Raw genomic sequence first — 18,427 nt, 5'->3', positions numbered from 1 at the left:
CCCTTCCGAAGGGGCCCGCGGTGGGCCTCCGGTCCCGAGTGAGAGGAGGGGCGCGATGACCGACGCATTGATGAATACTTACGCCCGCGCCGACCTCGCCTTCGAGTATGGCGAGGGGGCCTACCTGATCGGGACCGATGGCCGACGATACCTGGACTTTGCCAGCGGCATCGCAGTGACCGCTCTCGGCCACGCCCATCCGCATCTGGTCGAGGCGCTGACCGCGCAAGCGGGTAAGCTCTGGCACTGCTCCAATGTCTTCCGCATTCCCGCCGGCGAGCGGCTTGCGGCTCGCCTGGCGGAGGCCTCCTTCGCCGACCGGGTCTTCTTCTGCAACTCCGGCCTGGAGGCCTGCGAGGCGGCGGTCAAGCTGACGCGCCGCTACTTCGACGTGATCGGCCAGCCTCAGCGGCATCGGATCATCACCTGCCAGGGTGCTTTCCATGGCCGTTCCTTGACCGGTATCGCGGCCGCCGGCAACCCGAAGTACATGGAGGGTTTCGGCCCCCATGCCGACGGCTTCACGACGGTTGCCTTCAACAATCTCAACGAGTTGCGCAGCGCTGTTACCGACGAGACGGCCGCAATCATGGTCGAGCCGCTGCAAGGCGAGGGGGGCATCCGTCCGGCGGCGCTGCAATTCCTAAAAGATCTGCGTGATGTCTGCGACGAGTTCGGCCTGCTGCTGATCTACGACGAGATCCAGTGCGGCATGGGCCGGACCGGGAAGCTCTTTGCCTATGAGTGGGCCGAGGCCGCGGCCCCAGACGTCATGCTGTTGGCCAAGGGTCTCGGCGGCGGCTTTCCGGTCGGAGCCGTCCTGGCGACGGAGGAAGCATCGAAGGGTTTGGCGCCCGGTACGCACGGCACGACCTTCGGAGGCAATCCATTGGCGATGGCTTGCGGCAATGCCGTGTTGGACGTGATCACGGCGCCCGGGTTTCTGGCGGAGGTCGATCGCGTCGCGCGTTTGCTGTGGCATCGCTTAAACGATCTGGTCGCGCGCTACCCCCATGTGTTCGTCGAGGTTCGGGGGGCCGGTCTGATGCTCGGGCTGCGCTGCCAGGGCGAGGCGCCTCAGGTGATCGCGCGCTTGCGCGAGGCCGGTTTGCTGACGGTGGGCGCTGCCGAAAACATCATTCGGCTCTTGCCGCCGCTGATCATTTCGGAAACTCAGGTCGAGGAGGCTTTGCGCATTCTGGATAGCGTGGCCTCGGCCCAGGCAGTCGCAGCATGAGCGGTATGGGGTCCAAACTTCCCCGGCACTTCCTCGACCTCGACCGTTTCGACGCAGCCACCTTGCGCGAGGTTCTGGATCTCGGCCGTGCGATCAAGGCCGGCGACGCCGGAGCCGACAAGCCGCTGGCCGGCAAGGCCTTGGCAATGATTTTCGAGAAACCCTCGACCCGCACCCGCGTGTCGTTCGAGGTCGGCATTCGGCAGTTGGGAGGGGAGCCGATCGTGCTCGAGCCGAGCGGGACGCAGCTCGGCCGTGGCGAGACCGTCGCGGATACCGCCCGCGTCCTCTCCCGCTATGTCGACGCGATCATGATCCGCACGACCAAGGAGGAGAAGCTGCTGGAGCTTGCGGACCACGCCAGCGTGCCGGTGATCAACGGTTTGACCGATCGGACCCATCCCTGCCAGTTGATGGCCGACGTCATGACTTTCGAGGAGCACTGCGGATCGATTGCCGGCCGTGTGGTGGCCTGGTCGGGCGACGGCAACAACATGGCTGCCTCCTGGGTGCATGCCGCCGCTCGTTTCGACTTCGAACTGCGTTTGGCAACACCTGAGGCGCTCAGACCGCCCGCTGATGTCCTGGAGTGGGCCGGCGCGCAGTCGGGCGGCCAGGTCGTTGTCACGTCCGATGTGGAGAAGGCTGTGGAGGGGGCGGACTGCGTCGTCACCGACACCTGGGTCTCGATGGGGGACGACAACGGCGACTCGATTCGCCGACACAACCTGCTCAAACCCTATCAGGTCGACCAGCGCCTTATGGACAAGGCGAAACCGGAGGCCATCTTTATGCATTGCCTGCCGGCCCATCGCGGCGAGGAGGTTACCGACGAGGTGATCGACGGCCCGCGTTCCGTAGTGTGGGACGAGGCCGAGAACCGCTTGCACGCGCAAAAGGGTATTCTGCTCTGGTGCCTGGAATCCTAGTGCCCAATCCCGCCGGGCCGGCTGGCCCGGTCGATGACCTTGTCCAGCCCTTCGTTATCGAGCAATCCGGAGTGCGTGGGCGTCTGCTGCGCCTGGGGGCTCCGGTCGACACAATCCTGACGCGCCCGGGCTACCCGCGCCCGGTCGCGCGGCTTCTGGCGGAACTTCTGGCCCTGACCGGCGTGCTGGCTTCGACCTTGAAGTACGACGGCGTCTTCACTCTGCAGCTCAAGGGCGAGGGGCCGGTCCGCACGATGGTGGCGGATATGACCAGTGCGGGCGAACTGCGCGGCTACGCCGGTTTCGACCCGGAGGCTGTGGCGCGGCAGGAGGAAGAGTTCGGGCCGGTGGCCGACGCGGAAGAGCCGCTGGATGTACGACGCTGGCTGGGTAAAGGCCATATGGCCTTTACCGTCGACCAAGGTCCGCATACCCAGAGATATCAAGGGCTTGTCGAGCTTTCGGGACCGAGCCTCGCCGACTGCCTGCTGCACTACTTTCGTCAGTCGCAGCAGATCAACGCCGGGATTCTTCTGGCAGCCGCTCCGCCGGACTCTCGGCTCGGTGGGGCAGGCTGGCGGGCGAGCGCGCTTCTGATCGAACGAGTGCCCGAGACCGGCGGCTCGCGGGCCGGGAATGACGGCCTGCCGGAGATTTCCGGCGAGGACTGGAATCGCGCCCTGATCTTGACCGCGAGTTGCACCCGCGCGGAACTGCTCGACCCCGCGCTGCCGCCCAATACGCTGCTCTATCGCCTGTTCCACGAAGACGGCGTTCGGGTCTTTCGTCCGCGCCCGCTCTCGGTCGGTTGCCGTTGCTCGCTGAGCAAGGTGGAGAACATCCTGCGCTCCCTGGGCCGCGATGCCATCGACGAATACAAGGTTGAAGGCGAGATCGTCATGACCTGCGAGTTTTGCGCCTACGACTTCCGTTTCGACGACGAGGCCCTTGACCGTCTGCACGCCGGCCAAGCGGCGGAAGACGATCCTGAGGCTGTCCGCAAGTCTTAGCGACGGACGAGAAGCGGTTGCCGAGCACCTTCTCGTCCGTCGCCGAAACCTTCAGTTGGCTTTGGTTCAGAAGGGCAGTTGGCTCTCGATCGACGCGATCCCGGCCACGGCACAAGCATGATCTTCCGCCCCACCCGGGGCACCTGAGACGCCGACGGCACCGACCATCCTGCCCTGAACCAGGATCTGTACGCCGCCGCCCAGCATCAGCGCGTTGGTGATGTCGCGGGCGCCGCTCTGCGGACCGCTGGCGGTGGCCTCCACCAAATCCAGGGTGTCCTCGCGGAAACTGACCGTCGTCCAAGCCTTGCGGGTAGCCGTGTCCGGCGTGTGTGGGCCGGCGAAGCGGTCGCGCAGGAAGGCTTGTAGAACGCCGAAGCGGTCCACCACCGCCACGCCGACCTGAAAGCCCTCTTCACGGCAGGCCAAAAGCGTATTGGTGGCGAGCTCGCCGGCCAGTTCAGGCGTCAGGACCTCGAAAGTCACCAGTGCCTCGTCTTCGGCCTTTGCGTCCCCAGCACCGATTGGTGCTGCGGCGACTGCGGCCAGTAAGGCTGCAGCAAGAAACATGCGGGTCATTCGCTCTCCCTCTCTGTTGCGATCCTTATTGCGACCGGCGGCTGTTCGACCTCGCCGTCAGTTTTTCGATCCCCCGGCTTCGTCCAGCAGATTGTCCAGCAGCGGCCAGAAGAAATGCTCCCCGGGATAACCGGCGATCCGACCGATCTCCTCGCCTTGCCGCAACAGCACGAAGGTTGGCGTGTAGATCACGCTGCGCTGGATGTTTCGAAGGTCGTCCGGCGGTTTCTCATGCAGGTCGACCCGGCGCAGTGGCGCCGCCCGACCTTCCGGCGTTTCGGCGTAGATGCCGCCAATCTCCGCATTCCACTGCTGGCAGAAGGGGCAGGCGTCGGATTCGAACATCACGAGCTCGACCACGGCCGACTGCGCCCAGGCGGATGCTGCGGGTCCGAAGGCCAGCCAGACCAAACCGATAGCTAAGATGCGATACACCTTATTGGGGACCTTAGTCACATTCGATCTTGATATAATGTTCCAGGACGGTACGATTGACGCAACAAAACATCGAACGACCCAGGCATGCAGTCGCTGGTGGTTGTTCTGCCCGGTGATTGCTACCAAGATCGCGAAGAGGATCTGGTCGACAGCCGGGATTGAAATGTTGGCATCGCGTCAGTCAGGGGAGGACGCCTGTTGGATTGGAAGCTGTTGACGACCGCCGCTGCGGTTGTGGTCACTCTGTCCGTAGTGGCGACGGCAACCGTGGCCGAAGAGTTGGTTGCCTATGAAATCGTCGATTTCAGCATTGCCGAACCGCTGACCAGCGAGCCCGGCGACAGTGAACGCGGGCGTGCCGTTGTCATCAACCGGCAGCTCGGTAACTGCTTGTCGTGCCACGCCATGCCGATCCCCGAACAGGCCTTCCACGGTGAGGTCGGACCGCCGCTCGACGGTGTCGGGGATCGCCTCGACGAAGGCCAACTGCGCATGCAGGTGGTGAACTCTCACGAGTTGAATCCTTACAGCATGATGCCGGCCTTCTACGACGTCGGGGAAAAGCACCGCGTGTCCGAACAATTCGAGGGCAAGCCGATCCTCACGGCTCAGCAGGTGGAGGACGTCGTGGCCTATTTGAAGACACTGAAGGAGTAGCCGCGGCTGGGACCAGGAAGACAGGGGTCTCGAGCGAACGCTTCCGAAGTCTGCCGGCAAGATGCAGACGCGGCACGGGACAGCAGCCAAAGCGAGATGCAAGAGGAGTTGCAACGCATGAGCAAGCAGATGACGGCGGCGGGTATCACCCGACGCCACTTCATCGTTACCGTCGGAGCCGGTAGCGCCGCGGCTGCGGCCTTGATCGCCGCCGGACCTGCCAAGGCGGATCTGGCGATGGTCGAAGAATCGCTGAGCAAGCTGATCGGCGACGCAACCGCAGAGGATGGGGCGGAGATTATTCGCCTCGACCTGCCGCAGATCGCGGAGAACGGAAACACCGTCCCGCTGGGTGTCTCAATCGACAGCCCCATGACTCCCGACAGCTATGTCCGGCACCTGCACGTCTTCGCTGACGGCAATCCGCGTCCGGACGTGGTCAGCTTCCACTTCTCGCCGAAGTCCGGTCTGGCCGAGGCCTCGACCCGCATGCGTCTGGCGCAGACCCAGAACATCGTCGCGGTCGCCGAGATGTCGGACGGCAAGGTCTATCGGACCCAGGCCGAGGTTAAGGTCACCATCGGCGGCTGCGGCGGCTGAGTAAGGAGGAGAGTTCCGATGGCAAAGAAGCCCAAGCCCCGCGTCAAGGCCCCGAAGTCCGCGAGTGCGGGCGAGGTCATGGAGATCAAGACCCTGATCTCGCATGAGATGGAGTCGGGCCAGCGCAAGGACCGTGCAACCGGCGAGTTGATCCCCCGCCAGATCATCAACAAGTTCGAATGCAAGTATAACGGTGAGATCGTTTTCTCCGTCGACCTGCATCCGGCCATCTCGGCCAATCCCTATGTCGCTTTCTATGTCACGGCAGAGGAGAGCGGCGAGCTGGAGTTCATCTGGCACGACGATAACGGCGAGATCTACACGCACAGCCAGGAGTTGGCCGTTACGTGATGTCGTTTCAGGTTCTGCTGCTCGGCCGGTCGAAGTCCCGGCTGGCCGAGCAGCGGGGCTGTAGCCTGAGAACCCGAAGCGGTCGCAATAAGAAGAACGATAGGTAGGGGGAGAGACGGGTGATTTTCAGATCCTTTGGCAGGGCCTTTGCCCTCGGTGGCTTAGCCGGTCTCACGGCTGTCTCCGCATTTGTCGGCGAGGCGAGCGCGCAGGACAGCGGCATTCCTTATCGGGATGGGAGCTACAATTCGGTGCCGCCGCCGGAGGGCAGTCCCTTGTCCGAATTGATCAGCGGCTACTACTTCCGTACGCCGGAGACCCGTGAGCTGCAGGACGATGAGTTCATGAATCCGGCCTTCATCTGGACGGAGCAGGCCGAAGACCTGTGGTCGACAGCCGATGGGCAGGCCGGCAAGGCTTGTGCCGACTGCCATACGGATGCCACCGAGACCATGCAAGGTGTCGGTGCAACCTATCCCAAGTATCACGAGGCTTCGGGCAAGCTGATCAATCTGGAGCAGCGGATCAATCTCTGCCGTACCGAGAACATGCAGGCGGAGCCTTGGAAGTGGGAGTCCGATGAACTTCTGGGCATGACCGCCTATGTGCGCCACCAGTCGCTCGGTATGCCGGTCGATGTGTCGATCGAGGGCGAAGCTGCCCCCTTCTTTGAGAAGGGCAAGGAATTCTACTACGAGCGCCGGGGCCAACTCGACATGGCCTGCTCGACCTGCCATGAAACCAACTACGGGATGTACATCCGTGCCGATCTGCTGAGCCAGGGACATAGCAACGGCTTCCCGACCTATCGGCTGAAATGGCAGAAGATCGGCTCTCTGCATCGCCGTTTCCGCGGCTGCAACCGTCAGGTTCGTTCGGTTCCTTTTGCCAATGGATCCGATGAGTACGTGAATCTCGAACTCTACTTGGCATGGCGTGGCATGGGTTTGCCGGTGGAAGCGCCGTCGGTGCGCCAGTAGAGGTTTGCAATAGACGGGCACCGGTCACTCAGCACGATGGCACGAGCGGTGCTTGGGCGAGCTAACCGGCGAGCACCGACTTTCCGTTCTCCAAAGCGGTTCTCGGTCCGCGAGTCTGGCCAGTGAGTCCGGCCATTGAGATGGTCATACGCGAGACGGACGTTGTGATTGAGACGGGCTTTCGAAACACCGGTCGGCGTCGTTTCAGCGATGAAGCTGTGCGAAACCCCATAACAGGCAGCGGGTGAGCCTCATGTTTTCACGGCGCGATTTCCTGACGGTGGCGGCAGCCACGGCAATTCTGACCGGCAACAAGGGCGGCCTTGGCCGTTTGGCGGCTCAGCAACGTATCGGCCAGGACGAGCTTCTGCAGTTCGACCCGCTTGGGCAGGTCACCTTGCTGCACGTCACAGACATGCACGCACAACTCAAGCCGATCTACTTCCGGGAACCCTCGATCAATCTGGGCGTGGGCGAAGTGACCGGTCTACCGCCGCATCTGACCGGGAAAGACTTTCTGGCACATTACGGCCTGACGCCGGGCAGCCTCGGCGCCTACACCATGTCCGATCAGGACTTCGTGGCGCTGGCCCGCGACTACGGCAAGGTCGGTGGGGTCGACCGGCTGGCGACCTTGATCAAGGCGATCCGCGCCGAGCGGCCGGACAACACGCTTTTCCTCGACGGAGGCGATACCTGGCAGGGCTCCTACACGTCGCTGATGACCCAGGGCAGCGATATGGTGAAGGTGTTCCAGGAACTCGGTTGCGATGCCATGACCGCGCACTGGGAGTTCACCTACGGCCAGGAACGAGTGGAGGAGCTGATTCCCGAGCTCGGTTTCCCCTTCCTTTGCGGCAATGTGCGCGACACCGACTGGGACGAGCCGGTCTTCGAGAATACGGCCTTCTTCGAGCGTGGCGGCGTCAAGGTGGCTGTGGTCGGCCAGGCCTTCCCCTACACGCCGGTCGCCAACCCGCGGTACAAGATTCCGCAGTGGTCATTCGGTATCCGCGAGGAGGAAGTCGCACAGCACGTCAGCACCGCCCGCGCCGAAGGTGCCGAGGTCGTGGTGCTTCTGAGCCACAACGGCTTTGACGTAGATCGCAAGATGGCCGGTCGCGTTCCCGGCATCGACGTGATCCTGACCGGCCATACCCACGATGCGCTGCCGCAGGTCGAGCAGGTGGGCAGCACCCTGCTGGTCGCCTCCGGCAGCCACGGCAAGTTTCTCTCCCGACTCGATCTCAAGGTGGAGGGCGGGCACGTCGCCGACTTTCGCTATCGCCTGATCCCCGTGCTGGCCGATGCAATCCAGCCGGATCCGGAAATGGCCGCCTTGGTCCAGGACATCAGGGCCCCCTTCGCCGGAGAGATCGATCGAGTTTTGGGGACGACCGACCAGTTGCTTTACCGGCGCGGCAACTTCAACGGCACCTTCGACGATTTGATCTGTCAGGCCCTGCTGGACGAGCGCGACGCAGAGATTGCGCTCTCGCCGGGCTTCCGCTGGGGTGCCACGCTGCTGCCGGGCCAGGACATCACGGTCGACGACGTCTACTCGATGACATCGATCACCTATCCGGCCGCCTATCGCCAGGAAATGACCGGTGACATGCTGAAGCTGATCCTGGAAGACGTGGGCGACAATCTTTTCAATCCGGACCCCTACTACCAGCAGGGCGGCGACATGGTACGCGTCGGCGGTATGGGCTACACGATCGACATCCACAAGCCGATCGGACAGCGCATTTCCAATATGACCCTGCTAAAGGACGGCAGTCCGATAGATCCGGATCGCAGCTACGTGGTGACTGGCTGGGCCAGCGTGAACGAGGGCACGGAAGGACCGCCGGTCTACGATGTCGTCAGCCAGTGGATCGAAAAGCAGGGGGCGGTGCGGCTGCAACCCAACGAGTCGATCAAGGTGATCGGCTGACCTCCCGCTTAGCTCCGGCGGAACGACGCTCATGGATTTCGGGGTTACCTATCTGGGTGCACTGGGCGCCGGGGCGCTGTCGTTCCTGAGCCCCTGTGTGCTGCCGCTGGTGCCTGCCTATCTCGCCTTCCTGTCCGGCGTGACTCTCCAGGCCTCGGGTGACGGGACCGCCACCGTCGAGCCGGGGGTGGCGCGCAAGGTCTTTGTCACTGCCATCGCCTTTGTCCTCGGTTTCTCGACCGTTTTCGTGCTGATGGGACTGGGCGCCAGCGCCATCTCCGTCTTCATCGCCCGCTATAGCCACATTCTGGCGCCGATTGCCGGTGTCATCATCATCGTCCTGGGGCTGCACTTCCTGGGAGTCTTCCGTATCTCGCTGCTGTACCGCGAGGCCCGCTTCCAGGTTGGCGACAAGCCCGCCGGGATGCTGGGCGCCTACGTGATCGGGCTGGCCTTCGCCTTCGGCTGGACACCCTGCGCGGGACCTGTTCTCTCTGCCGTCCTCGCCACCGCGGCCACCAACGACAGTCTCTTTTATGGTGCGAGTCTGCTTGGTACCTATGCTGCCGGCATCGGCATTCCCTTCCTCCTGGCCGCGCTCTTTCTCGAGCGATTCATGCGTTGGTTCCAGAGGTTCAAGCGTCACTTGCCGAAGGTGGAAAAGGCGATGGGTGCCTTCCTCGTCGTCACCGGCCTGCTGTTCGTGACCGGCTCGATGAACGTAATCGGCGAGTGGATGTACGAAGAGATCGAGGTCTTCCAGCGTCTGGAATTCTAGATAATCTCTTGCGAGTAGGATTTCTTCGAGGGCCGGAACAGCCAAGCCGCAAAGGCCGTCATGCCCAGCGGCTGATGGCTCTGACCAGATCCGTGCCATCGATCTCGCGCACCAAGGCGTGATGCCACAGGCCGCCAGCCTCGCTGCCGGCACGACTCAGTACCGCTTCACCGAGGCGGCACTCTCCGCGAAAGGCGGTATCGATCTCGATCAGACGGCGATCCGGCATCTCGGGCAGTGGCTCCAACAACCAGCCGAGCAAGCGGGCGTTGTTGACATGGCCGTTGACATCCAGTTCCGCACGGCGCGGAAACAGACGCATCTCCTCGCTTGCTGAGGTGAGCGCAGGCAGGCTCCGTCGCGTGAAGTCTATCGGTGCTGGAGCCCCCGCCTCGACTCTCTCCATCAGCCAAGTGGGAAAGGAGGTCAAGCGCCGCCGTAGGATATCGAAGACGCCCCAATGGGCGATCGCGACAGCAACCATCGCACCTTCGGCATCGGCCAGTCGCCAGGCACGCAGAGCCAGGCGCTTGTCCAGTCTGGCTGGCCAGGTCTCGACGGAGAGTAATTCGCCCAGCCGTGGGGTGCGGGTCAGGGTGAGCCTCAAGCGGGTCAGGATCCAGGCGAGACCTTCCGCCGCCATCGGCTCGGCGCCCACATCCAAAAGGTCGGCATGGCTGGCCGCGCTCTCTTGCAGATAGTTCGCCAGGACTTCCGGTCCGGCAAATCCGCCCGGTCCGGCTTCATAGACCCGAACACGAAAGGAGGTGCGATAGGGTGTCACGATCCGGTCCCGCCTGTCGGCTGCTCGGCGACCCGTCCAACTCCGCCGCGCCGCGGATCGCCCACCGCCTCCAGTTGCCCTATGCCCGAACCCGCCACGGCGTGAACGCCACCGAAATAGAGATTGGGTGCTTCCCAAAGCTGCAGCGCTCCGACTTCCCGCTCGAGTGCCTCCAGTACTGCGTCTTCGAATCCCGGCTCCACATGGGCGATGCCCTTTTCGACGTGTAGGCGAGGGGCGGCGACGGCGTCCGACAGAGGGCGCCGGAAATCGGTCAGATTGAGCAGGACCTGCAGGATAGCGCCCCGCAACCGGTTGGACCCACCGGAACCCAGGGCAATGCGCCGTCCGTCGGCGAGTTTCGCCGTGGTCGGGGCCATCATCGAGCCCATGCGGACGCCGGCCGGCCAGAGATGAAAACCGTGCGGATTGAGGTCTTCTTCGCCCAGCATGTTGTTGAGATGTATGCCTGTCCCGGGCAACAGATAACCGCAGCCTTCGCCGTTCGACAGACTGACGGACGCCAGATTTCCCTCACCGTCGACCACGGAGATGTGGGTGGTTCCGCGCGCGACCTGGGGTGCCTCGGCCATCGCCTGAACGTAGCGCCGCAGCGTTGCGGGATCGCCGAGGCGTTGGGCGGCCGCGGTTTCCTCCGCCTCGCCTGCGGCGACAGCCAGACCGCTATCGCGGCGGGCCTGGTCGGTCGAGGCCATGATCCGCGCCAGGCCGATCAGATGATCGGGGCTGCCGAAGGTCTGGACCTCCAGGAACTCGGCCAGATCCAGCGCGAAGGAAATCAGCAAGCCGCCGGAGGAGGGTGCCGGCATGGTTCGGATCTCGGCCCCGGCATGCCGCCGCAGCAACGGCCGGCGGCGCAGGACCCGCATGCTCGTCAGATCGTCAGCTTCCAAATGGCCGCCGTCTTGCATCAAAGTCAGAAGCGCTGCCGCCGGCTCTCCCTCCAGGAAGGGTCTTAGAGCCTCGCGGCCGAGCAGCTCCAGCGTGTCAGCCAACTCCGTTTGCCGCAGCCGATCTCCGGCGTCGATGCGACGGCCGTCTTCAGTTCGGAAGAGGCCGTCGAGTGCGGGGCTGTGGGCTTGAATCGGCTCGACGATCCGGAGGATGTAGGCCTGCAGCTCGCTGAGCAGGAAACCCTCGCGCGCAAAGCGGACGGCGGGCTGCAGCAGGCGCGCCATCGGCAGGCGTGCCAGGTCTCTCTGGATCTGCACCAGCCCGGGAACCATTCCCGGTACGGCGACGGCGCCGAGGCCAATGTGGAAAGTCTGGGTGGCCGTGCCGAAGTCGCAGACAGCCGCATGGAAGTCCAGGTCCTGCTCCGGCTTCGGCCGGCGCGGGGTGTCCACGAAGAAGTCGTAGATCGTCGCGTCGCCTTCGGCTGGATCCCAAAGCAGGAAACCGCCACCCCCGAGCGACGCCAACACCGGCTCGACCACGCAGGCGGCCGCCGTGGCCGCCAGGGCGGCGTCGGCGGCCGAACCGCCGGCGTCGAGAGCCTCCAGTGCGGCTTCGGCGGTCAGAGGGTGGCCGGCTGCGACGGCGCCAGCACGGATCATGCCGGTACGGTTTCCATTGCCGCCGGTGGCAGAGTCGCGGGGACGGCCGTCTCGAAGGCCTTGGCGGCGCGCAGCACCAGGGCATCGGCGTAGCGCGGTCCGACCAACTGCAGTGCCATGGGCAAGCCGGTCGCGGTCAGGCCGCAGGGCACGCTGATCGCCGGTTGGCCGGTCAGGTTGAAGGGGTAGGAATAGGGCGTCCATTCCGTCCAACGTTTCATGCCACTTCCCGATGGTACCTCTTGGCCGGCCTGGAAGGCGGGAATCGGCAGGCAGGGCAGCAGCAGCAAGTCGTAGTCCGCATGCAACCGGTTCATCCAGACCGAGACGCTCTCTCGTCCCGCCACGGCATCGAAGAGATCGTTGGCGCTGTAGGTCGCGCCTTCCGCGGCCACCTCCTGCAGCCCCGGATCGATTCGGAGGTTTTGATCCGACGTGAAGCGGCGGAACAGATTGGCAGCCCCAGAGAACCAGACGGTTCGAAAGATCTCGGCCGTGTCCGGTATATCCAAGTCCGGTTGCTCCACAGTTGCGCCAAGTTCGGCGAAGGTCCGTGCCGCTGTCTCTAGGGCGGCGGCGATCTCGGGATGAACCTGATGTGGACCGAAGGTCGGGCTGAAGGCGATGCGCAGGCCCGCGACTCCCGCCTCCAGTCCCTGAGTGTAGTCCGGGCCGTCGTAGGGCAGGCTGTAGGGATCGCGCAGATCCGGCTCCGCCATGACTGTCAGCATCAGCGCGCAGTCGCCGACGGTCCGCGCCATTGGACCGACATGGGAAACCGTGCCGAAGGGGCTGAGCGGCCAGGCCGGTACCCGTCCGAAACTGGGCTTGAAGCCGGGAATGCCCGTAAAACCGCAAGGAATGCGGATCGACCCGCCGCCATCGGTGCCGATGTGAAGCGCCCCCATCCCCGTGGCCGCTGCGGCCGCCGCTCCTCCGCTGGAGCCACCCGGAGTCATGTCCGGGTTCCAGGGGTTACGCGTAATCCCGGTCAGTTGGTTGTCGGTCACGCCCTTCCAGCCGAACTCCGGCGTTGTGGTTTTGCCGAGGAAAACCGCGTTGTGGCTGCGTAGCCTGGCGGTAGCCGGGGAGTCCTCAGCATCCGGACCGGCTTCGCCGAGAACCAGAGAGCCGCGTTTCGTTGGCCAGTTTCGGGCTTGAATTACATCTTTCACGGTGGTCGGAATGCCGTCGAGGCGGCCGCGTGGCGCTCCCGCGTGCCATCGCTTTTCCGATGCGCGTGCGGCTTCGAGGGCACCCTCGTGGTCCACGAGGCAAAAGGCGTTGAGCCGCTCGTTGAGCCGGTCGACGCGGTCCAGGGCCGCCTGCGTCGCCTCGACCGGCGACAGGGTCTTCGCCGCGTAGGCGCGCAACAGGTCTTGGGCGCTGAGGAGCGCCGGATCACTGGTCATGGTCGAAGCAATTCCCTTGGTATACAAGCGATGTGAAGGGTGCATCTTGGCCTCCCGCAAAGGCCATGGGCAAGCGCGTCCGCTCTCGCCCTTCCGCACGGCAGCAGCAACCCTGACAACACTGTGGTAAACTTGGGCTCATGAGGATCTTGCGACCTACTGCACTTGCGGCCGTGCTCTACGTTCTGGCGGCGTCGTCCGTCTCTGCTTTCAACGCGGAGAGTCAGAACTCCGATCCCGGATCCGACCCTGGCGCCGAAGCGCGCGAGCTGGCACTCGACTCAATCGAGAAGCTGATGCGCGCGATGGACCTACTGCTCGATTCGATTCCGCAGTACGAAGCGCCTGAAATCACGGACGATGGCGACATCATCATTCGCCGCAAGCGCGATCCCGACGAGCCGGAAAATCTGCCGGAGCAGGATACTGAGCAGAGAGAGACCTGAGGCCGTTTCCGCTTGTACCTGGACAGGGATGCGGCTGCTCGGGTCTAGTCGAGGCCATGAGTCCCTCCCCCTTTAGCTTCGCTCCTTCCGGTCGTGATGACGAGGCCGACCGAGATCCGCTTGGCGCCTTCGTTCCCGGCCCTCGCTTGCGGATCGAACCGACGGTGCTCGGCCCTCTGGCCGGAGTGACCTTCGCCATTAAGGACATCATCGATACGGCCGGCCAGGTGACCGGCTGCGGTAATCCGGACTGGGCAGCCAGCCACACTCCGGCTGAGGTCAACGCGCCGACCGTGGATCGGCTGCTCGCCATGGGGGCGACGGCGATCGGCAAAACCGTAACCGATGAGCTGGCCTACAGCCTCAACGGTCAAAATGCCCACTATGGGACGCCGACCAACAGCAATGCGCCGGGACGTATTCCCGGCGGATCTTCCAGTGGCTCTGCCGCGGCTGTTGCCGGCGGTCTCGCGGACGTAGCGCTCGGCAGCGATACCGGGGGTTCGGTACGAGTGCCCGCAAGCTACTGCGGGATTTGCGGGCTTCGAACCAGCCATGGACGGATTGCGCTCGACGGTATCATGCCGCTGGCTCCCTCCTTCGATACGATCGGCTGGTTTGCCCGTGACGCCCAGACCTTGGCACGAGTCGGTGGCGCGCTGTTGGAGCCGGACAGTCAGCCAAGCGATTTCACCCGTCTGCTGGTCGCCGACGATGCCTTTGCCCTGGCGCAGACTCAGGCCAGGGCCGCGCTTGCCCCGGAAGTCGCCCGTCTGGTTCAACGATTCGGCCAGATCGATGCGGTTCAGGTCGGGGAGCCAGGAGGTGGACTCGCGGCGTGGATGCTGCGATTTCGAACGCTCCAGGCGCAAGAGATTTGGCAGACACACGGAGCTTGGATCGAGCAGACGGCTCCGCGCTTCGGGCCCGAGATCGCGGAGCGCTTCGATTGGGTGCGAACGGTTGGCTCTGCGCAGGCCGCGGCGGCACTGGTTCAACGCGCGGCCTTCGCGGAGCGGCTCCAGGCCATGATGACTCCCGGCACGCTTATGGTGTTGCCTTCGGCACCCGACATTGCCCCCCTGACGTCGAGCGACGCGGCGTCGCTGCGGGATCATAGGAGCCGCGTCCTTAGCCTGACCTGTATCGCTGGACTTGCCGGTCTGCCTCAGGTCAGCTTGCCCTTGGCCCAAGTCCAGGGCTGCCCGTTGGGGTTGTCGCTGATTGCGCCGCGAGGCGCGGACAGAGCGCTGTTGGCCTTCGCCGCTCAGTTTGCGCCGTCATCTTCGATTGGGGACTCGGGCCGCTGGCCCGGCTGATCAAGTCGGCCTCTGTTTCAATCGGCTTCGGCTCTGGCGATTTGGGACGGCTTTGGGGTCACCAAGCGATTCGCCGGCAGCGTGACCCTGGCAACCGTCCCTTCGCCCTGAACGCTCGTCAACTGCAGCCGGCCGCCGTGCATTTCGATGAGCGCGCGTGTCAGGGGGAGGCCGAGACCGGTTCCCTCATGCCGACGGCTGAGACTGGAATCGGCCTGGGTAAAGGGTTCCAAAACCCGCTCCAAGTCCTCCTCCGAGATACCAATACCTTGATCGATGACCTCGATGGCCAGACTCCCCTCGTCGTCCACTCCGGCGCGCAGCGAAACCCTTTTGCCCCAGGGCGTGAATTTCACCGCATTGGACAGCAGGTTCAACAGGATCTGCTTCATGCGACGCGGATCTGCCCAAATCGACGGCAGGGGTTGCGGCAGTGCGATATGGATCTTGACGCCGCTGCTTTCGGCGCGTTGGCGGACGAGGCGATGAGCCGCCTCGGCCACGTCGGCCAGGCGCACTTCCTCTTCCACCAGATCGAGCATGCCGGCTTCCGCCTTGGACACATCGAGAATGTCGTTGATGATGTTGAGCAGATGCGTGCCACTGTCCCAGATATCCTCGGCGTAGGCACGGTAACGCCGGCCGCCGAGCGGCCCCATGACCTCGTTTTTCATGATTTCGGAGAAGCCGATGATCGCGTTGAGCGGCGTGCGGAGTTCGTGGCTCATGTTGGCGAGAAACTCGGACTTGGTGCGGTTGGCGATCTCGGCTGACTCTTTCGCCGCGCGCAGTGCCAACTCGGCTCGCTTGCGTTCGGTGATATCCTGAGCCGCGCCCAGAATTCTGGCTAGCTGCCCTGTTTCCGGGTCATTTTCCGGTCGGGCCACCGACTTGAACCACCGCACCGAGCCATCGCGGTTCATCAATCGCAGTTCGTCGATCGACAGTTCGCCGGCACTCAGGCGCTGGCGGCGCTGCTTGAGGATCGGGTGATCTTCCGGGTGGATCAGCTCATACCACGACGTTACGCCATTGCCCTCTCCGTCCGGCAAGGCAAAACCTTCCGGCAGGCTGCCGGCAAACCACTCGGCTTCGCTTCGGCCGTCGGGACCGATCCGGTAGGAATAGAGAAAATCCGAAGTCAGTTCGGAGATCAGACGGTAGCGCGCCTCGGAGGACTGCAGCGCGGTTTGCACGCGTTGATGCTCGGTGACATCGGCGTAGGTCGTGACGAAACCGCCGCCTGGAAGCGGGTTGCCCCGAACTTCGATTGCTGTGTTGTTCGGTCTTACGCGTACGAAGCGATGAGGTTTGAAGTTCAGGGCGAGCGCCATGCGTTCGCTCACCATCTCCTCTATGTCGCCAGGGCCGTAGTCGCCGCGTTCGGCATTGAAGCGGATCACGTCCTCGAAGACATTTCTATGCAGAACTTCCGCCGGGAGATCGAGCATTTCGAGGAAGCGTTTGTTGTAGCGCAGAACACGCAGATCGCCGTCCACGATGCTTACGCCCTCAGGCATGTTGTCGACGATGGCGCTGAGGATCTGGTTGCTCTCCGCGCGATCCTGCTGAGCTTCGACTTCGGCGGTCTCATCCGCCGCGACCCCGCGGTAGCCGTTGAAACTGTCGTGACTGTCGAACAGCGGCCGTGCACTCAAACGAAGATGCCGGACGCGCCCGTCAGGTCGTTCTGCTGGCAGGTGCGCCTCGCGAAAGGCACGCCTCGCGCGTAGATCGGCGACGATCGGAGCCCACTCGGCCGACGCGGGATCGCCGCCCATTGCGTCCCAGGGCGTGCGGCCTAGCACGTCGGCTATGGGTCGGCCCGTGATCTGCTGGGTCTCTTCGGACAGAAAGGTGAACCGCAGATCTCTATCCAGCTCCCAGTACCAGTCGGTATCGATCTCCACAAGATCGCGGAACCGCGCTTCGCTGTCTGCGAGGGCCTGCGCTGTCTCACGCCACTTGAGTTGGATGGAGACCCAGTTTGCGATCAAGGCGATCAGATCGTCTTCGCGTGGTTCCGGGCTGTCCGGCTTGTCGTCGAAGGCGAGAATGTGGCCGAGCGGCGAGCCGTCTTTGGCGAGCAGCATCCGGCCGACGAATGCCTGAGCGCCAAGTTCCGCCAGCATCTCGTCAGTCGGGAAGTGATCGACAACGTCGCTCGGGTAGTAACACTTCCCCTTCTCATAGACTGTGGCGCAGGGCGTTCCAGCGAACTTGTAGTCGAAGTCTCTCAGCATGGTCTGGCCGTTCCACATCGCCAGAACGCGTGCACGATCTCGGTCGAGGCGCTGCACCACGGCGCCCCAGCGATAGCCGAGCGCGACCGTCAAGGCTTTGGCCGCCGTGCCGATCTCGTCGCGTTCGCTTGCACGCGCTTCGATGAGTAGAGACAGGGCTCGCTCGCGACGGCGGAAGTTGGTTACATCCATCCACTGCAGGAGCCTCTCGCCGCTTTCGAGCCTCGTCTCGCTGGTCTGCAGAACGCGGCCGTCGGCATAATCCCGTTCGAATCCGTTGGCGTGATCGCGTTTGCTCAGGCGCTCTGTGACGAGCTCTTCGACGGACCAGCCGGCGGCGTTCTCATATAAACCTGTCTCTGCGCCGGTTCTAACGAGATCCGTGAAACCCACGCCGGGTTTGGCCATATCGGCAACAGTTGGATGGATGGTCCGGTAAGCCCCGTTGACGGCCAACAAGCGATCGTCTTTATCGAAGAGCGCAACGCCGTGGGAAATGGCGTCGATGGCGCGCTGAAGCTGCTGCAGATTGCGCTCTGACTGCTGCTCGGCCAACACTTCGTTCGTTACGTCGGTACCGAGGCCTCGGTAGCCGAAAAAACGGCCTTCAGTGTCGAAGCACGGTCGCCCGCTGATGCGAAACCAGCGGGTCACACCACTCACGGACGCGCGGTACACCAAGTTGGCGAAGGCCTCGCGACGATCGAGCGTAGCTCTGTGCGATGCCCAGAAAGGATCTTTCAGATTGGCTTTCGCAAGCTCGAAACGCGAGCGGCCGACGAGGACTTCCGCAGGCTGGCCGGTGATCGCGGAGAAGCGGCTCGAAAGGAAGGTGAGACGGTGGTCCTTATCGGTCTCCCAGAGCCAGTCGTAGCCAAGCTCCAGAACATCGCGAAATCGAGTCACATCCTCGCCGTCATCGGACGGTTGTTCCGGAACCTTGGAGCCGGCTTTCGCCCAACCTCGAAGGAAGCGCCGAGCCACCGCGCCCAGCACCAGCCCAAGGCCGCCGAAAACGACCGCTGTCAGAGCTGTGAATAGGGAGAGCTCCATGCATCCGCCTCGCACGCCGGACATGTCCGGCAAGTCTGGTAATCTCAGGCCGGATGCCGACGCGATTTCTTCAGGGAGTATCCTTGATGCGTGTT

At 63.7% G+C, this 18,427-nt stretch carries 17 protein-coding genes; 11 read left to right on the top strand and 6 right to left on the bottom strand.

What is annotated here, in order from left to right:
* The first annotated feature begins 55 nt into the window (after positions 1-55).
* From DBZ32_RS09060 to hslO, 3 genes are read left to right on the top strand one after another with little or no spacing between them, the layout of a single operon-like run.
* Complete coding sequence (locus tag DBZ32_RS09060; protein ID WP_119166797.1) at positions 56-1,237, top strand: aspartate aminotransferase family protein; 1,182 nt, start codon at positions 56-58, stop codon at positions 1,235-1,237.
* The gene (gene argF / locus DBZ32_RS09055) at positions 1,234-2,166 is read left to right on the top strand and encodes an ornithine carbamoyltransferase (protein WP_119166796.1); all 933 of its coding nucleotides are present in this window, start codon (positions 1,234-1,236) and stop codon (positions 2,164-2,166) included. Before DBZ32_RS09060 ends, argF begins: the two co-directional genes overlap by 4 nt.
* Entirely contained in the window at positions 2,151-3,176 is a 1,026-nt protein-coding gene (hslO, locus tag DBZ32_RS09050) for an Hsp33 family molecular chaperone HslO (protein ID WP_235830113.1), read from the top strand. The genes argF and hslO overlap by 16 nt, the downstream gene beginning before the upstream one ends.
* Positions 3,177-3,242: 66 nt before the next feature.
* On the opposite strand, the gene DBZ32_RS09045 is transcribed toward hslO, so the two are convergent.
* Positions 3,243-3,755, bottom strand: a complete 513-nt coding sequence (locus DBZ32_RS09045; protein WP_119166795.1) for a GlcG/HbpS family heme-binding protein — start codon at positions 3,753-3,755, stop codon at positions 3,243-3,245.
* Positions 3,756-3,812: 57 nt separating this feature from the next.
* Positions 3,813-4,190, bottom strand: a complete 378-nt coding sequence (locus DBZ32_RS09040) for a thioredoxin domain-containing protein (protein ID WP_119166794.1) — start codon at positions 4,188-4,190, stop codon at positions 3,813-3,815.
* Between the two features lie 201 nt (positions 4,191-4,391).
* Between DBZ32_RS09040 and soxX the strand changes: the two genes are divergently transcribed.
* The 6 genes from soxX (at position 4,392) to DBZ32_RS09010 (ending at position 9,498) form a co-directional block, all read left to right on the top strand.
* On the top strand, positions 4,392-4,850 hold the full coding sequence (gene soxX, locus DBZ32_RS09035; protein ID WP_162906662.1) for a sulfur oxidation c-type cytochrome SoxX: 459 nt from the start codon (positions 4,392-4,394) through the stop codon (positions 4,848-4,850).
* Positions 4,851-4,967: 117 nt separating this feature from the next.
* Positions 4,968-5,450, top strand: coding sequence for a thiosulfate oxidation carrier protein SoxY (gene soxY, locus DBZ32_RS09030; protein ID WP_235830112.1), 483 nt, complete (start codon positions 4,968-4,970; stop codon positions 5,448-5,450).
* Positions 5,451-5,468: 18 nt separating this feature from the next.
* A complete protein-coding gene (gene soxZ, locus DBZ32_RS09025) occupies positions 5,469-5,801 on the top strand; it encodes a thiosulfate oxidation carrier complex protein SoxZ (protein WP_119166793.1) in 333 nt (110 codons plus the stop codon).
* 119 nt (positions 5,802-5,920) lie between these two features.
* Positions 5,921-6,781 (top strand): sulfur oxidation c-type cytochrome SoxA, encoded by an 861-nt coding sequence (soxA, locus tag DBZ32_RS09020; protein ID WP_235830111.1) that lies wholly within the window; start codon positions 5,921-5,923, stop codon positions 6,779-6,781.
* A gap of 253 nt (positions 6,782-7,034) precedes the next feature.
* The gene (soxB, locus tag DBZ32_RS09015; protein ID WP_119166792.1) at positions 7,035-8,720 is read left to right on the top strand and encodes a thiosulfohydrolase SoxB; all 1,686 of its coding nucleotides are present in this window, start codon (positions 7,035-7,037) and stop codon (positions 8,718-8,720) included.
* Between the two features lie 31 nt (positions 8,721-8,751).
* Complete coding sequence (locus DBZ32_RS09010; RefSeq protein WP_119166791.1) at positions 8,752-9,498, top strand: cytochrome c biogenesis CcdA family protein; 747 nt, start codon at positions 8,752-8,754, stop codon at positions 9,496-9,498.
* Between the two features lie 58 nt (positions 9,499-9,556).
* Here the strand turns inward: DBZ32_RS09010 and DBZ32_RS09005 are convergent, their stop codons facing one another.
* From DBZ32_RS09005 to DBZ32_RS08995, 3 genes are read right to left on the bottom strand one after another with little or no spacing between them, the layout of a single operon-like run.
* The gene (locus tag DBZ32_RS09005; protein ID WP_162906661.1) at positions 9,557-10,282 is read right to left on the bottom strand and encodes an acyl-[acyl-carrier-protein] thioesterase; all 726 of its coding nucleotides are present in this window, start codon (positions 10,280-10,282) and stop codon (positions 9,557-9,559) included.
* Positions 10,279-11,859, bottom strand: a complete 1,581-nt coding sequence (locus tag DBZ32_RS09000; protein ID WP_119166790.1) for a gamma-glutamyltransferase — start codon at positions 11,857-11,859, stop codon at positions 10,279-10,281. The genes DBZ32_RS09005 and DBZ32_RS09000 overlap by 4 nt, the downstream gene beginning before the upstream one ends.
* Positions 11,856-13,271 (bottom strand): amidase, encoded by a 1,416-nt coding sequence (locus DBZ32_RS08995; RefSeq protein ID WP_119166789.1) that lies wholly within the window; start codon positions 13,269-13,271, stop codon positions 11,856-11,858. Before DBZ32_RS08995 ends, DBZ32_RS09000 begins: the two co-directional genes overlap by 4 nt.
* 140 nt (positions 13,272-13,411) lie before the next feature.
* On the opposite strand from DBZ32_RS08995, the gene DBZ32_RS08990 reads away from it, so the two are divergent.
* Together DBZ32_RS08990 and DBZ32_RS08985 are read left to right on the top strand one after the other, a co-directional pair.
* Positions 13,412-13,717 carry a hypothetical protein gene (locus DBZ32_RS08990; protein WP_162906660.1) on the top strand — a complete coding sequence of 102 codons (306 nt, stop codon included), beginning with the start codon at positions 13,412-13,414 and terminating at the stop codon, positions 13,715-13,717.
* Positions 13,718-13,773: 56 nt separating this feature from the next.
* On the top strand, positions 13,774-15,036 hold the full coding sequence (locus DBZ32_RS08985) for an amidase (protein ID WP_119166787.1): 1,263 nt from the start codon (positions 13,774-13,776) through the stop codon (positions 15,034-15,036).
* 17 nt (positions 15,037-15,053) lie between these two features.
* On the opposite strand, the gene DBZ32_RS08980 is transcribed toward DBZ32_RS08985, so the two are convergent.
* Positions 15,054-18,332 (bottom strand): PAS-domain containing protein, encoded by a 3,279-nt coding sequence (locus DBZ32_RS08980; protein WP_162906659.1) that lies wholly within the window; start codon positions 18,330-18,332, stop codon positions 15,054-15,056.
* Between the last annotated feature and the right edge of the window lie 95 nt (positions 18,333-18,427).

It is taken from the genome of Algihabitans albus (assembly GCF_003572205.1).
Taxonomy (GTDB): domain Bacteria; phylum Pseudomonadota; class Alphaproteobacteria; order Kiloniellales; family DSM-21159; genus Algihabitans; species Algihabitans albus.
This window is presented reverse-complemented; position numbering and strand designations above follow the sequence as displayed.

Coding starts and splice junctions, on each gene's coding strand:
- DBZ32_RS08990 (WP_162906660.1), top strand. CDS start 13,412: ATGAGGATCTTGCGACCTACTGCACTTGCGGCCGTGCTCTACGTTCTG.
- soxB (WP_119166792.1), top strand. CDS start 7,035: ATGTTTTCACGGCGCGATTTCCTGACGGTGGCGGCAGCCACGGCAATT.
- DBZ32_RS09010 (WP_119166791.1), top strand. CDS start 8,752: ATGGATTTCGGGGTTACCTATCTGGGTGCACTGGGCGCCGGGGCGCTG.
- DBZ32_RS09060 (WP_119166797.1), top strand. CDS start 56: ATGACCGACGCATTGATGAATACTTACGCCCGCGCCGACCTCGCCTTC.
- DBZ32_RS08995 (WP_119166789.1), bottom strand. CDS start 13,271: ATGACCAGTGATCCGGCGCTCCTCAGCGCCCAAGACCTGTTGCGCGCC.
- DBZ32_RS09045 (WP_119166795.1), bottom strand. CDS start 3,755: ATGACCCGCATGTTTCTTGCTGCAGCCTTACTGGCCGCAGTCGCCGCA.
- argF (WP_119166796.1), top strand. CDS start 1,234: ATGAGCGGTATGGGGTCCAAACTTCCCCGGCACTTCCTCGACCTCGAC.
- DBZ32_RS08980 (WP_162906659.1), bottom strand. CDS start 18,332: ATGGAGCTCTCCCTATTCACAGCTCTGACAGCGGTCGTTTTCGGCGGC.
- soxY (WP_235830112.1), top strand. CDS start 4,968: ATGAGCAAGCAGATGACGGCGGCGGGTATCACCCGACGCCACTTCATC.
- soxZ (WP_119166793.1), top strand. CDS start 5,469: ATGGCAAAGAAGCCCAAGCCCCGCGTCAAGGCCCCGAAGTCCGCGAGT.
- DBZ32_RS08985 (WP_119166787.1), top strand. CDS start 13,774: ATGAGTCCCTCCCCCTTTAGCTTCGCTCCTTCCGGTCGTGATGACGAG.
- DBZ32_RS09000 (WP_119166790.1), bottom strand. CDS start 11,859: ATGATCCGTGCTGGCGCCGTCGCAGCCGGCCACCCTCTGACCGCCGAA.